The sequence below is a fragment of the Streptomyces sp. GLSS-08 genome (genome assembly GCF_056387915.1).
Genome location: NZ_JBWJAQ010000017.1, coordinates 13,890 through 26,478, shown reverse-complemented (window position 1 = coordinate 26,478; position 12,589 = coordinate 13,890). Strand labels below are relative to the sequence as shown.

Annotated in this window: 14 protein-coding genes; 5 read left to right on the top strand and 9 right to left on the bottom strand. The window is 71.7% G+C overall.

The window, feature by feature from the left end:
* Window positions 1–24 precede the first annotated feature (24 nt).
* Window positions 25–945: an AEC family transporter gene (locus tag AC0ZLC_RS26365; protein WP_476754445.1), complete on the bottom strand. Its 921-nt coding sequence runs from the start codon at window positions 943–945 to the stop codon at window positions 25–27.
* A gap of 144 nt (window positions 946–1,089) precedes the next feature.
* Between AC0ZLC_RS26365 and AC0ZLC_RS26360 the strand changes: the two genes are divergently transcribed.
* Window positions 1,090–1,476: an STAS domain-containing protein gene (locus AC0ZLC_RS26360; protein WP_476754444.1), complete on the top strand. Its 387-nt coding sequence runs from the start codon at window positions 1,090–1,092 to the stop codon at window positions 1,474–1,476.
* Here AC0ZLC_RS26360 and AC0ZLC_RS26355 read toward each other — a convergent pair.
* Complete coding sequence (locus tag AC0ZLC_RS26355) at window positions 1,369–2,376, bottom strand: sigma-70 family RNA polymerase sigma factor (RefSeq protein WP_476754443.1); 1,008 nt, start codon at window positions 2,374–2,376, stop codon at window positions 1,369–1,371. The genes AC0ZLC_RS26360 and AC0ZLC_RS26355 overlap by 108 nt on opposite strands.
* A gap of 148 nt (window positions 2,377–2,524) precedes the next feature.
* A complete protein-coding gene (locus AC0ZLC_RS26350; protein WP_476754442.1) occupies window positions 2,525–3,802 on the bottom strand; it encodes an MFS transporter in 1,278 nt (425 codons plus the stop codon).
* A gap of 62 nt (window positions 3,803–3,864) precedes the next feature.
* On the opposite strand from AC0ZLC_RS26350, the gene AC0ZLC_RS26345 reads away from it, so the two are divergent.
* Window positions 3,865–4,818, top strand: a complete 954-nt coding sequence (locus AC0ZLC_RS26345) for a LysR family transcriptional regulator (protein WP_476754441.1) — start codon at window positions 3,865–3,867, stop codon at window positions 4,816–4,818.
* Between the two features lie 78 nt (window positions 4,819–4,896).
* Here AC0ZLC_RS26345 and AC0ZLC_RS26340 read toward each other — a convergent pair whose 3' ends face one another.
* Entirely contained in the window at window positions 4,897–5,655 is a 759-nt protein-coding gene (locus AC0ZLC_RS26340; RefSeq protein ID WP_476754440.1) for an alpha/beta hydrolase, read from the bottom strand.
* Window positions 5,656–5,768: 113 nt separating this feature from the next.
* Between AC0ZLC_RS26340 and AC0ZLC_RS26335 the strand changes: the two genes are divergently transcribed.
* Together AC0ZLC_RS26335 and AC0ZLC_RS26330 are read left to right on the top strand one after the other, a co-directional pair.
* Entirely contained in the window at window positions 5,769–6,917 is a 1,149-nt protein-coding gene (locus AC0ZLC_RS26335; protein WP_476754439.1) for an adenosine deaminase, read from the top strand.
* Window positions 6,918–7,052: 135 nt separating this feature from the next.
* Window positions 7,053–7,406, top strand: a complete 354-nt coding sequence (locus tag AC0ZLC_RS26330) for an ATP-binding protein (protein WP_476754438.1) — start codon at window positions 7,053–7,055, stop codon at window positions 7,404–7,406.
* A 111-nt stretch (window positions 7,407–7,517) separates the two neighbouring features.
* Here AC0ZLC_RS26330 and AC0ZLC_RS26325 read toward each other — a convergent pair whose 3' ends face one another.
* From AC0ZLC_RS26325 to afsQ1, 5 genes are all read right to left on the bottom strand, one after another.
* A complete protein-coding gene (locus tag AC0ZLC_RS26325) occupies window positions 7,518–7,718 on the bottom strand; it encodes a PspC domain-containing protein (RefSeq protein ID WP_388787672.1) in 201 nt (66 codons plus the stop codon).
* Between the two features lie 90 nt (window positions 7,719–7,808).
* The gene (locus AC0ZLC_RS26320; RefSeq protein WP_476754437.1) at window positions 7,809–8,360 is read right to left on the bottom strand and encodes a VanZ family protein; all 552 of its coding nucleotides are present in this window, start codon (window positions 8,358–8,360) and stop codon (window positions 7,809–7,811) included.
* Window positions 8,361–8,670: 310 nt separating this feature from the next.
* Window positions 8,671–9,282, bottom strand: a complete 612-nt coding sequence (locus AC0ZLC_RS26315) for a hypothetical protein (RefSeq protein WP_476754436.1) — start codon at window positions 9,280–9,282, stop codon at window positions 8,671–8,673.
* Complete coding sequence (locus AC0ZLC_RS26310; RefSeq protein WP_476754435.1) at window positions 9,279–10,829, bottom strand: ATP-binding protein; 1,551 nt, start codon at window positions 10,827–10,829, stop codon at window positions 9,279–9,281. Before AC0ZLC_RS26310 ends, AC0ZLC_RS26315 begins: the two co-directional genes overlap by 4 nt.
* Window positions 10,826–11,503: a two-component system response regulator AfsQ1 gene (gene afsQ1, locus AC0ZLC_RS26305; protein ID WP_099505496.1), complete on the bottom strand. Its 678-nt coding sequence runs from the start codon at window positions 11,501–11,503 to the stop codon at window positions 10,826–10,828. The genes AC0ZLC_RS26310 and afsQ1 overlap by 4 nt, the downstream gene beginning before the upstream one ends.
* A gap of 271 nt (window positions 11,504–11,774) precedes the next feature.
* Here afsQ1 and AC0ZLC_RS26300 point away from each other — a divergent pair, with 271 nt between their 5' ends.
* Window positions 11,775–12,533 carry a SigE family RNA polymerase sigma factor gene (locus AC0ZLC_RS26300; protein ID WP_476754434.1) on the top strand — a complete coding sequence of 253 codons (759 nt, stop codon included), beginning with the start codon at window positions 11,775–11,777 and terminating at the stop codon, window positions 12,531–12,533.
* Window positions 12,534–12,589: the final 56 nt, after the last annotated feature.

Here is a 12,589-nt window from a genome sequence, read left to right as displayed (position 1 = left end):
CCCTTTCGCTTGCGTGCGACCCCGTCAGCCCAGCAGCGCCGCGACCGCCACCAGCACCGGCACCGACAGGACCGTCGACAGCAGGATCGACTCGCGGGCGAGCACCTCGCCGGTCCCGTAACGGGAGGCGTAGGTGAAGAGGTTCTGCGCGGCGGGCAGCGCCGAGGTGACGACGACGTCGAGCAGCGGCGCACCGGTGAGCCCGAAGACCCCCGCGGCCAGCGCCCAGGCCACCAGGGGCTGGCCCAGCGACTTCAGGGCGACGGACAGCAGCACCGGATGGCGGTCGGAACCCCGGCCGGGCAGCGTGCTGCCGCACAGTGAGATGCCGAACGCCAGCAGCACCGCGGGCACCGACATGTTCCCGATCAGCGTGAGCGGGTCGAGGACCGGACCCGGCACTTTGAGGCCGCTCGCCGACACCGCGACCCCGGCGAGGGAGCCGGCCGCGACCGGGTTGCGCAGCGGCGTGACGAGCCGCTGCCACAGCGGGCCCTTCGCGTCCCGTCCCGCCAGGTCCAGCACCGTCAGCGCGACCGGTGTCACGCCGATCAGCTGGAACAGCAGCACGGGCGCCACGAGCGACGCGTCCCCGAGGACGTACACCGCGATCGGGATGCCGAGGTTGCCCGAGTTGACGTAACTGGAGCACAGGGCGCCGATGGTCGTCCGCCCGACGCCCCAGCGCCGTACGACACCCACCGCGACGAAGACGCCGGCGGCCACGGCCGTGCTCATCGCCGTGACCAGCAGCCGGCTGGAGAAGACCACGGACAGGTCGGCCCCGGCGAGTGTCGTGAACAGCAGCGCCGGGGAGGCCACGTGGAAGGCGAGCTTCGTCAGTACCTCGCGCCCGTTCTCACCGAGGTGGCCGCGGCGGCCGATCACATAGCCGACCGCGATCACGACGGCGATGACGCCGAAGCCCGTCAGCACCCCTCGCACGGCACCCCCCGGAGGCCGAGGAGAGCGTCGGGTATCGCAGGGGGAGTCGATTCACGGGGCACGCGCCCCACCCTCCGGGGCCGCCGGGTGCCCGGTCAACGTGATCTTTGCCGCGGGCGCGCGGCACCGGCGGGGCGGCCTTCGATGAGTTCCGTGACCGCCGCCGGTCTACTGAAGGTGGATACCTCGACACCCGCCGTCATCGCGCTGCCGCGCCCCGTCACCCGTGACCAGGTGCCCCAGCTCTGCGACCGCGTGCGCGCACAGCTGGAGGCGACCGCGACCGGGGTCGTGGTCTGCGACGTGGCGGGGCTCGGGCCGCCGGGCCTGATCACCGTCGACGCCCTCGCCAGAATGGAACTCACCGCCCGGCGGGCCGGCGGGCGGATACGGCTGCGGAACGCCGACCCGGCGCTGCGCGCGCTACTCGACCTGGTCGGCCTCCGCTTCGAGTCGGAGCGGCAGCCCGAACAGCGGGAACCAGCGGGCGGTGTCCAGGAAGCAGTGGAACCCGGTGATCCGCCCCTTTGAGATCTCCAGCGCCTGCACCGCCCACGGCACGAAGCCACCCGACTCCGGATCCGGCTTGTACTGGGCGAAGCCCGGCAGGCCGTTGACCTCGACCGGCACCAGACGCGAGCCAGCGCAGGGCGCGCCCAGTGTCGTCATGAAGCCGGTGATGTCGTCCGTGCCGCGCAGCCACAGGTCGAACGGCGGCATCGTCATGATCGCGTCTTCGTGCAGCAGGGCCGTCAGCGCGGTCATGTCGTACCCCTCGAAGGCGGCGACGTAGCGCTCCAGGAGTTTCTGCTGCTCCTCGTCCAGGGGGTCGGAGGTGGCGGCCTCGGAGCCGTCGGCCGCGGTCTCCGCGAGGGTCGCGCGGGCCCGCTGGAGCGCGCTGTTGACCGAGGCGACCGTGGTGCCGAGCAGCTCGGCGACCTCGCTCGCCCGCCACGCGAGGACCTCGCGCAGGATCAGGACGGCCCGCTGCTTGGGCGGCAGCCGCTGGAGCGTGGCCATGAAGGCGAGGCGCACCGACTCCTTCGCCACCGCGGCCTCGGCCGGGTCGCTGACCGCGGGCAGTACGCGCCCGTCCGGCATCGGCTCCAGCCAGGTGTGGTCCGGGCGCGGGTTCAGCGCGGCCTGGGCGAGCGGGGAGGGAGCCGTCAGATCCATGGGGCGAGCCCTTCGGTTGCCCGCGTTCAGCATGTCGAGGCAGACGTTCGTGGCGATCCGGTAGAGCCAGGAGCGCATCGAGGAGCGGCCCTCGAACTTGTCGTAGCTGCGCCAGGCGCGGACCATCGTGTCCTGCACCGCGTCCTCGGCCTCGAACGAGGAGCCGAGCATCCGGTAGCAGTACCCGGTGAGCTCGACTCGGTGCTTCTCCAGCCGGACGTCCAGGTCCGCCGTCGTCGCCGTACCTTCACTCATCGCCAACCCACCCCTGTGGCTCTGTCCGTCGCACCTTCGCGCGCCAGCACTTCGGAAGCTACCGCAGCCCACTGACAATGGCCCGCGGAGCAGGGAAGTCCCAGGTGGGAAGGGGTGTACGGGCGCGTCGTCCGCGAGGATGGGACGTTCAGCAGGTCAGGGCCGGCCCGCGGCGGGCCCTGACGCGGGCCGCGTGGGAGCCGAGCACCGTGACGGACACGACGCCGAGCACCGCGAGCAGACCGATCCCCACCGTGCCGGCCCAGCCGCCCGCGTGGAAGGCGACGGCGCCGAGCGTGCTGCCCGCGCTGGAACCCACGTAGTACGCGGACTGGTAGAGCGCCGAGGCCTGGGCGCGGCCGTGCGTGGCCGTGTGGCTCACCGCGGAGGACGCGACCGCGTGCCCCGCGAAGAAGCCCGCGGTGATCAGGACCAGGCCGAGCAGGACGAGGGGCAGGGAGCCGGCCAGGGACAGCAGCAGACCGGTGGCGGTCGTGCCGCCCGCCAGGTACAGCGAGCCGCGCCGGCCCAGCCGGGCGACCAGCCGGCCCGCCGTGGACGCCGAGACCGTACCGACGAGGTAGACCAGGAAGACCGAGCCGACGATGCCCTGGGGGAGCGAGAACGGCGCCTCGGTGAGGCGGTAGCCGATGACCGTGTAGACCCCGCCGAAGACCGTCATGAACAGCGCGCCGATCGCGTACAGCCGGCGCAGCAGCGGGTTCGCGAGGTGGCCGCGGACCGTGCGGGCCAGGACGCGGGGCCGCAGGGATCCCGCAGTGAAGTGCCGCGGGGCCGGGAGCAGCAGCCGGAAGGCGACCGCGCAGGCCACCGCGAGCAGGCCGATCACGCCGACGGCGACCCGCCAGCCCCACTCCTGGGCGACCCAGCCGGTGATGACCCGGCCGCTCATCCCGCCGACGCTGTTGCCCGCCACGAACAGACCGATCGCGGTGATCAGCGCCTTGGGCCGGACCTCCTCGGCCAGATACGCGGTCGCCGACGCGGGCAGTCCCGCCAGCGCCGCGCCCTGCACGGCCCGCAGTGCCACCAGCGCGCCGAGCGAGGGCGCGAAGGGGACCAGCAGACCGACGGACACCGCGACCGCCAGGGACGCCGTCATCATCGTCCGCCGCCCGAACTGTTCCGACAGCGCGCTCATCGGCAGCACGAACAGCGCCAGCGCACCGGTCGCGGCCGACACCGTCCAGCTCGCCTCGCTCGCGCTGACGCCGAAGTCGCCGGAGACGAGCGGCAGGAGGGCCTGCGTCGAGTAGAGGAGCGCGAAGGTCGCCACGCCCGCCAGGAACAGGGCGAGGCTCATCCGGCGGTAGCCGGGGCCGCCCGGGGCCAGGCGGGAGTCGGGAGCGGGAACGGTCGGGACGGCGCCCACGGAGGTGGACGCCTCGGTACTGGCGGAAGGCATGCTTCGAAGCTAGGCAGCCCGCATTCATCCGTCCAATGCACGGAAACCCCATAATCGTTCCCATGGTGCATCAGCAGAGGTCAGGGGCTCACCTGTCTCCGTCCAGTGACACAGAAGACATCGTGGCGGTGCTCGCCCCTAGGCTCGCGTACTTCGCCGGGGTCGCCCGCACCGAGCACGTGACGCGGGCCGCGCACGAGATGCAGGTGCCGCAGTCGACGCTGTCGCGGGCGATGGTCCGCCTGGAACAGGACCTCGGGGTGGAGCTGTTCGCCCGCCGCGGCCGGACGGTCTCGCTCACCCCGGCAGGCCGTACGTTCCTCGGCTCCGTCGAACGCGCCCTCGCCGAGATCGAGCGCGCCGCCGACGAGGTGCGCGCCGACGCCGACCCCGCCACCGGCAAGGTCGCCTTCGGGTTCCTGCACACCATGGGCTCCGAGACGGTGCCCGGCCTCATCCGCGCCTTCCGCGCCGACCACCCGCGCGTCCGCTTCAGCCTCGTCCAGAACTACGGCGAGGCGATGATCGAGCGGCTGCGCTCCGGTGAGCTGGACCTGTGCCTGACGTCGCCGGTGCCGGACGCGCCCGACCTCGTCAGCCGCCGCCTCGACGAGCAGAAGCTGCGGCTCGTGGTGCCAGCCGACCACGCGCTGGCCGCCCGCAGGCGGATCCGTCTCGCCGAGGCGGCCGACGAGACCTTCGTGACCCTCGAATCCGGCTACGGGCTCCGCCGCATCACCGACGACCTCTGCCGGCAGGCGGGGTTCAGGCCGCGGATCGCCTTCGAGGGCGAGGAGGCCGAGACGCTGCGCGGGCTGGTGGCGGCGGGCCTCGGAGTCGCGCTGCTGCCGCCACCTGCCGTGCCCCGCCCGGGAGTTGTCGAACTGACCGTCACCGCGCCGCGCGCGGCCCGCGAGATCGGCGTCGCCTGGCTCGACGGCCACCCGGACACGCCGCCGGTGGCGGCCTTCAAGAAGTTCCTGCTGTCCCGCCGCGGTCACCTCCTGCCGGACTGACGACCCCGCCCGCGGCGCGGCCGCGTGGCCGTACGGGACGCGGCACAGGCGGCCCGCGAACGCCCGCTCCCGGGCCGCCTACCGGCGCAGGGACCGGCCGAACCCGGCGGCCAGCGGCATCCGCAGGCCCAGTGGCGGCGGCGCGGCGAACGCGTCCCGCACCGGGCGGGAGAAGCCCCGCGCGAACAGCGCGCCCATGACGAAGTCCTCCGCGAGCGCGCGGACTTCGCTCCGGTGCTGGTGCAGCGAGTGACCGTCCGAGTGGACCTCGAAGCGGCAGATGTCGCGGTGGGCCTTCTTCGCCCGCGCCGCGAGCCGGAACGACAGCTCCGGGTCCGTGCGTTCGTCGTTGGTGCCGTGCACGATCAGGACCCGCCGGCCCGCCAGGTGCTTCACCGGTTCGGGCGGCGCGGCCACGTCCTCCTCCGGCAGCCAAGGGGCTATCGCCAGCACGGAGTTGACGGCCGGGTGTCCGGCCGCGCGCAGCGCCGCGCGGGCGCCCATGTCCACTCCGGCGAGGCAGACGGGGACGTCACCGTAGCGGCGTACGACCTCGTCGGCCGCCCAGGACGCGTCGTGCGCCAGGTGTGCCTCGGTGCCGTTCCAGCCGCGGTAGCGGTAGTGCACCACGTGCGTGGCCAGGCCCTCGGTGCGTGCCGCCTGCGTGAGGCGGCGCCCCAGCGCCCGTACGGTCGCCGCCGCCAGGGGGGACGGCTTCCGGTCGGAGGTCTCGTCGCCGCCAGGGAGCAGCAGCACCACCCCGCCCACCGCCGTAGGTTCCGGGCCGAGCGCCCGCCCCAGCCGGGCCCTGCGAACCGGCGTCGCTTGCTGTGCCATGACAGAACAGTGTCAGAAGCAAGGGTGTACGCCATCCGTCCAGGGGGTCACCGTTGGGTATCGACGGATCGTCACGCCGAGAGATCTACGCGCGTAGGCATTAGAGTGCGGAAATGACGAGCCAGCACTTGAACACCCCGAGCTCGGAGCAGATCCGCCGGGCGCCCAAGGTCCTGCTGCACGACCACCTCGACGGGGGCCTGCGCCCCGGCACGATCGTCGACCTGGCCCGGGAGACGGGCTACGCCGGTCTCCCCGAGTCCGACCCCGGCAAACTCGGCAACTGGTTCCGCGAGGCCGCCGACTCGGGGTCCCTGGAGCGGTATCTGGAGACCTTCGCGCACACCTGCGCCGTCATGCAGACCCGTGAGGCGCTGGTCCGGATCGCCGCCGAGTGCGCCGAGGACCTCGCCGAGGACGGGGTCGTCTACGCCGAGGTCCGTTACGCGCCCGAACAGCACCTGGAGGCCGGGCTCACCCTCGAAGAGGTCGTCGAGGCCGTCAACGAGGGCTTCCGGGAGGGTGAGAAGCGGGCCCGGGAGAACGGGCACCGGATCCGGGTGGGCGCTCTGCTGACCGCCATGCGGCACGCGGCCCGCGCCCTGGAGATCGCCGAACTGGCCAACCGCTACCGCGACCTGGGCGTCGTCGGCTTCGACATCGCCGGCGCGGAGGCCGGGTTCCCGCCCACCCGGCACCTCGACGCGTTCGAGTACCTCAAGCGCGAGAACAACCACTTCACCATCCACGCGGGCGAGGCCTTCGGGCTCCCCTCGATCTGGCAGGCGCTCCAGTGGTGCGGTGCCGACCGGCTCGGTCACGGGGTGCGGATCATCGACGACATCGAGGTCCGCGAGGACGGCTCGGTGCAGCTGGGGCGCCTCGCCTCGTACGTGCGGGACAAGCGCATCCCGCTGGAGCTGTGCCCCAGCTCCAACCTCCAGACCGGCGCCGCCGACTCCTACGCCGGCCACCCCATCGGGCTGCTGCGGCGGCTCCACTTCCGGGCGACCGTCAACACCGACAACCGCCTCATGTCCGGTACGAGCATGAGCCGGGAATTCGAGCACCTGGTCGAGGCGTTCGGTTACTCACTCGACGACATGCAGTGGTTCTCGGTCAATGCCATGAAATCAGCATTCATTCCTTTCGATGAACGACTGGCCATGATCAATGACGTGATCAAGCCCGGTTATGCCGAGCTGAAGTCCGAATGGCTGTTCCAGCAAACCTTCTCCACCAGCGGTTCTGCGGGTGCCTGACGGCTGAGGAATCGTTGGGGAAGCGGCCGGGAATGCGGGATCCGGCCGCTTTTCGATGTTTGCGGCCCGCGGGCTCACGTGTTTACGGTCGGGGACCGCTCACATCCCCGTCACGCATTCAAGGACGCATCCCACATGAAGCAGTCTGCTGCCAAGACCCTCGGTGTCGCCGCCCTCGGCGCCGCCTTCGCCGCCGCGGGCGCCGGTGCCGCGAACGCGGCGCCGGCCGCGCCGGACGCCTCCTCGGCGCTGGACAACGTCACGAAGACGCTGCCGACGGAGAACGTCGGCAAGTCGCTGCCCGGCGGGAACGACACGCTCGCCCAGGGGAAGAACGCGCTGGGCGAGGTCGTGCGTGCCGCCGAGCCCGCGGTCGGACAGCTGGTCGCGCAGGGGCCGGCCGGGCCGGTGGCCGGGCTGCTCGGCGGACTGCCGCTCCAGGGGCTGCCGACGCACGGTCTGCCCGTCAACGGCGTGCCGCTGGGCTGACGCCCGAACTCTTCCGTACGTACGCCGATGGGGCGCGCCCGGCTTTCCGGGGGCGCCCCACCTGTGCTTCGCGGCCTGGCTGTCGCAGGCGCGGGCCGGCGGACCGTGCCTTCACCACGCCGTGCGGATCTTGTCCTCCGAGGGGAACAGGAACCACAGTGCTATGTAGAGCAGGAACTGCGGGCCCGGCAGCAGGCAGGACACCAGGAAGATCACTCGCATCGTCGTCGCGGAGGTGCCGAAGCGCCGTGCCAGCGCTGCGCACACTCCGCCGATCATGCGACCTTGGGTGGGGCGGACAATGGCGCTCATCCTGGCTCCTTCGTGAACCGTGTCGAGGCTTCCGGTGCGGCTGCCTCACTGACGTCAACGCTACGGTCACGAAAAGGGCGAAGCGTCGCTCTACGGTGCGATCCCGACCCTGGGAATCGTCGGGGTCAGACCCTGAGACAGCTCCTCCGCAAGGACGCTCGCGCGCCGCCGCGTGTCGGCCCTGCGGCGGAGGCGGGCCCGGACGGCGGGTACGACGGCGAGGTGGGCCAGGGCGACGCCCACGGTGTTCAGCAGCAGGGAGTCGATGTCGACGACCTGACCCGGTACGCCGGTCTGGAGCAGCTCGATGCCCAGGGAGATCAGGGCGCCCGCGGCCATCGTACGGAACAGGGAGGCGAGGGGGGAGACGGCGAGTCTGCCGTTGGCCAGGGGGAGCAGTACGCCCAGGGGGGCGAGCAGGGCCAGGCCCTCACCGATGCGGCGGGCCGCTTGCTGGGGGGTGAGGGCGAGGTCGGCTCTGATGCCGGCGAAGGGCCGCAGGTTGGCGGCGCTCACCCAGGGGACGTCCAGGGGGCGCAGCGTGATCCAGGCGACGAGCGCGAGGTGGGCGACGAGGAGGACACCTCCTGTCGCACGGACGCGGATCACGGCGCTGTAGCCGTTCGTACCTTGACGCTGCACGCACCCGTAGACGCGGGGGTCGGTGGGATCGGTTCCGGGTGGGGCGGGGGTCACATCCGTCCGGCTCCGGTATCGGCGTCGGTATGGACTCCGGCATCGGTATCGGCGTCGGTTCCGGTGGCTCCGGTGGGCGCCTCGGCCCGGTGGGGGGTCGGGGCCGCGCCGGTACATCCGCCCGTTGCATGTCGGGCGTGCGCGTGGGTCGGGGGGTGTGCCGGGGTTGTCTGCCCGACCTGCAACGGGCATTTGATGTACCGGCACGGCCCCTTCTGCGGGAGGGCGGGTGCGGGCTGCGGGTGGGGTCCGGGGGTCAGCCCGGGTCGACGGCTGTGGACGGTGGGGACTCCGTGCCGGGGCGGGAGCGGACTTCCGGGGTGCAGTCGTAGTGGTGGAGCGGCTGGGGCGAAGGGCCGCCCAGGATGACGGAGCCGTCGTCCGCCGCGGTCGCCTCCGAGTTGGCGAACGTGCAGATGATCTGGGCGAGGGCGTACGAGGTCAGGTCGTCCGGCGGCGTACTGAGCCGGAACGTGTTCTCGGGGTCCTTGCCCTGTGGCCCGCTCACCCGCGTACCGGCCCGCACGTCTGTCGTGTAACCGGCCTGCGTCTCCGGTGAGGAGGGCTTTCCGGCGAGCTGGTCCAGGAGCCCCTGGGCGACGAGCACCCGCCGCTGCACCTCCGCCGTACCGTCCGGAATGCGCACCGAACGGTCCAGGGTGACCAGCTGCGAGGAGCACAGCAGGAAGACCTGGACCGGGATGCCGGGCGCCGACCGGGTGGAGATGTCGGATGCCGAGAGCGCGCACGGCACGCGGGACGGCGCGGGCCCGAAGTCCGTGGGGACCTGGGTCGAGCGGATCCCGCAGCCCGTGAGCAGCGCGGCCAGCACGGGCAGCGCGAGCCACGCGCGAAGTCGTCCCCTCATCCGGCGTCCTCCTCCGTGCCGTCCGCGTCCGGCGGCGTGGACGTGTCCTGGGGCAGCCGCAGGGTGAAGACCGCACCGCCCTCGGGCGAGTTGGCCGCGGTGATCCCGCCGCCGTGGATGTGGGCGTTCTCCAGGGCGATGGACAGGCCGAGGCCGCTGCCCTCGGAACGCGGCCGGGACGCGCTCGCCTTGTAGAAGCGGTCGAAGACGTGCGGAAGGACGTCCTCGGGGATGCCGGGTCCGTGGTCCTGGACCTCGATCACCAGATCGTCGGACTCCTTGCGGACGAAGACGCAGACCGGTGAGCCGCCGTGCTTGAGCGCGTTGCCGATCAGGTTGGCGAGGATGACGTCCAGCCGGCGCGGGTCGAGCCGGACCATCATGCCGCGCTCGGCGTTCAGCTCCACCGCGTCCAGCCAGGCGCGCGCGTCGATGCACGCCGTGATCTGGTCGGCGATGTCCACGTCGTCCAGGACCAGCCGGGCCGTGCCCGCGTCGAAGCGCGTGACCTCCATCAGGTTCTCGACGAGGTCGTTGAGCCGGCGGGTCTCGCTGACCACCAGCCGGACGGCGGGCTCGATCATCGGGTCCACGCTGCCCGTCTCGGCGTCGAGTTCCTCCTCCAGCACCTCGGTGACGGCGGTGATCGCCGTGAGCGGCGTCCGCAGCTCGTGGGACATGTCGGCGACGAAGCGGCGCGACGCCTCGTCACGCGCGCTCATGTCCGCGACGCGCTTCTCCAGCGACTCCGCCGTGCGGTTGAACGTGCGGGAGAGATCGGCCAGTTCGTCCGTCCCGGAGACCCGCAGCCGTGTGTCGAGCTTGCCCTCGCCGAGCCTGCGGGCCGCGCTGCCCAGCCGGTGCACCGGCTTGAGGACCGTGGTCGCGGCGGCCTGGGCGAGCAGCGCGGAACCGATCAGTGCCAGACCGGTGGCGATGCCCAGCGACCAGGCGAGCGAGTTCAGGTCCTTGGCCTCCGGCTCCAGGGACTTGAGCATGTAGCCCGTCGGTCCGCCGCCGATCACCTTCGTGCCCGCCACCAGGTACGGCTGGTCGTTCTCGACGATCCGCTGCCAGTACAGGTGGTAGGCGTACTTGTTGTGGGAGGAGACCGACTGCTTCCTGTTCACGGCCTTGCGCAGGGATTTCGGTACGTCCTCCAGCGTGAAGGCGTCCAGGTCCGAGTTGCCGGTGACGGTACGGCCGTCCTTGTCCTCGACGACCAGCAGCACGCTGAACCGCTGGCTGCTGCTCGCCATCTGCCCGGCCGTGTGCTGCAGTTCGTCCTGCGTCGGGTGCGGGCGCAGCGCGCTGGCGCGGTTCTGCATCTCCTGCTGGAAGTCGCGCAGCACGGCGTCCTGGGTACGGGTGAGGACGGCCTCGCGGTTGAGCCAGTAGGCGATTCCCGACGCCGACACCGCCGCCGTGAGCGCGACGAGCCCGAACACCACGACCAGGCGCAGCCGCAGGCTGGTGAAGCGCAGTCCCGCCAGTCTCGCCCCGCGCGCCGCGGCCCAGCCGCGGCGCTCGTCCCGCGGTGGTGTCACTGAGGATTGTCCAGCCGGTAGCCGACTCCGCGCACGGTACGGATCAGGGTGGGCGAGGACGGAACGTCCTCCACCTTCGCGCGCAGACGCTGCACGCACGCGTCCACCAGGCGCGAGTCGCCCAGGTAGTCGTGCTCCCAGACCAGCCGCAGCAACTGCTGGCGGGACAGCGCCTGTCCGGGCCGGCGGCTCAGCTCCAGAAGCAGCCGCAGCTCCGTCGGCGTCAGTTGCAGGTCCTCGCCGTTCTTGGTGACCGTCATGGCCGCCCGGTCGATGACCAGGGAACCGAACGTCGCCGAGTCGTTGGCCTCCCGCTCACCGCGCCGCAGCACGGCGCGGATCCGGGCGTCGAGGACACGTCCCTGCACGGGCTTGACCACGTAGTCGTCGGCGCCGGACTCCAGTCCGACCACCACGTCGATGTCGTCGCTGCGCGCGGTCAGCAGGATGATCGGCAGCTGGTCCGTACGCCTGATCCGCCGGCACACCTCGAATCCGTCGATGCCCGGCAGCATCACGTCCAGCACGATGAGATCCGGCCGTTGCTCCCGCAGCAGCTTCAGACCGTCCTCGCCGGTGGCAGCGGTGGCCACACGGTGTCCCTGGCGCGTCAAAGAGAGCTCCAGGGCCGTACGGATGGCGTCGTCGTCCTCGATCAGCAACAGGGAAGGCACGAACGTCATTCTGGCCCATGGCACGGTGGTCTATCGACCGTTGAAGCGCTCCCACTCATCTCTTGCACACATGGAAGGCATCGGGAGCCGTCTGCGTAGTCGTGCGGCTCTGCTCCGTGAACAAGCCGGGGGCGCGTAGTGACGCGCCCGGGGACGACCCCTGTGACAGGCCTGTGACAGTCGGCGGACACCGCCATGAAGTGACCGCGGCAAAGTTTTCGACACGAGCACGGCAGGCAGGGAACCGGGACTCCACGACGGGGGGCGCGAGATGAACACGCTGCACAGCACCAGCACGAGCGCAGTGGTCACGCGTCTTCACGACGTCAGCAGGAGCACCGGGGGAGGCCGGGGCTGCGCTCGCAACGCCGGGCGTCAGCACACCGCGTACATGACGGTGGTCGACGCGTTCACGGGGGGAACCACGGCGGCGGACGCCGTCGCCGCCGGCGGGGAGGCTCACGGGGGAGCCGCGTACGGGGAGGACACGGGGGAGCGTCGCTCGGTGTCGGAGGCGGAGTTCACCGCCTACGTCCAGGAGCGCCGCGCCTCCCTGTACGCAACCGCCTACCACCTGACCGGTGACCGCTTCGAGGCCGAGGACCTGCTGCAGAGCGCGCTGTTCTCGACCTACCGGGCGTGGGACCGGATCAGTGACAAGGCCGCGGTGGGGGGATACCTGCGGCGGACGATGACCAACCTGCACATCAGTGCCTGGCGTCGTCGCAAGCTGAACGAGTACCCGACCGAGGAACTGCCGGAGACCGCCGGTGACACGGACGCGATGCGCGGCACCGAACTGCGCGCCGTGCTGTGGCAGGCGCTCACCCGGCTGCCCGAACTCCAGCGCACCATGCTGGTCCTGCGGTACTACGAGGGCCGCACGGACCCGGAGATCGCGGAGATCCTCGACATCAGTGTCGGCACGGTGAAGTCCAGCATCTGGCGGTCGCTCCGCCGGCTGCGTGAGGACGAGGTCCTCAGCTTCGGCCGTGACGAGGAGGAGTCCTTCGGCGAGCTAGTCGCCTGAAGGCAGAGGGGGGACCACGGGGGAGCGGTTCCGGGGGGAGCCGCTGTGGTCACGGG

What these genes read in the sequence shown, in the direction of transcription:
- AC0ZLC_RS26350 (WP_476754442.1), bottom strand. Translation starts at nt 3,802, where the DNA reads ATGCCTTCCGCCAGTACCGAGGCGTCCACCTCCGTGGGCGCCGTCCCG.
- AC0ZLC_RS26355 (WP_476754443.1), bottom strand. Translation starts at nt 2,376, where the DNA reads ATGAGTGAAGGTACGGCGACGACGGCGGACCTGGACGTCCGGCTGGAG.
- AC0ZLC_RS26340 (WP_476754440.1), bottom strand. Translation starts at nt 5,655, where the DNA reads ATGGCACAGCAAGCGACGCCGGTTCGCAGGGCCCGGCTGGGGCGGGCG.
- AC0ZLC_RS26315 (WP_476754436.1), bottom strand. Translation starts at nt 9,282, where the DNA reads ATGAGGGGACGACTTCGCGCGTGGCTCGCGCTGCCCGTGCTGGCCGCG.
- AC0ZLC_RS26360 (WP_476754444.1), top strand. Translation starts at nt 1,090, where the DNA reads ATGAGTTCCGTGACCGCCGCCGGTCTACTGAAGGTGGATACCTCGACA.
- AC0ZLC_RS26345 (WP_476754441.1), top strand. Translation starts at nt 3,865, where the DNA reads ATGGTGCATCAGCAGAGGTCAGGGGCTCACCTGTCTCCGTCCAGTGAC.
- AC0ZLC_RS26325 (WP_388787672.1), bottom strand. Translation starts at nt 7,718, where the DNA reads ATGAGCGCCATTGTCCGCCCCACCCAAGGTCGCATGATCGGCGGAGTG.
- AC0ZLC_RS26335 (WP_476754439.1), top strand. Translation starts at nt 5,769, where the DNA reads ATGACGAGCCAGCACTTGAACACCCCGAGCTCGGAGCAGATCCGCCGG.
- AC0ZLC_RS26330 (WP_476754438.1), top strand. Translation starts at nt 7,053, where the DNA reads ATGAAGCAGTCTGCTGCCAAGACCCTCGGTGTCGCCGCCCTCGGCGCC.
- AC0ZLC_RS26300 (WP_476754434.1), top strand. Translation starts at nt 11,775, where the DNA reads ATGAACACGCTGCACAGCACCAGCACGAGCGCAGTGGTCACGCGTCTT.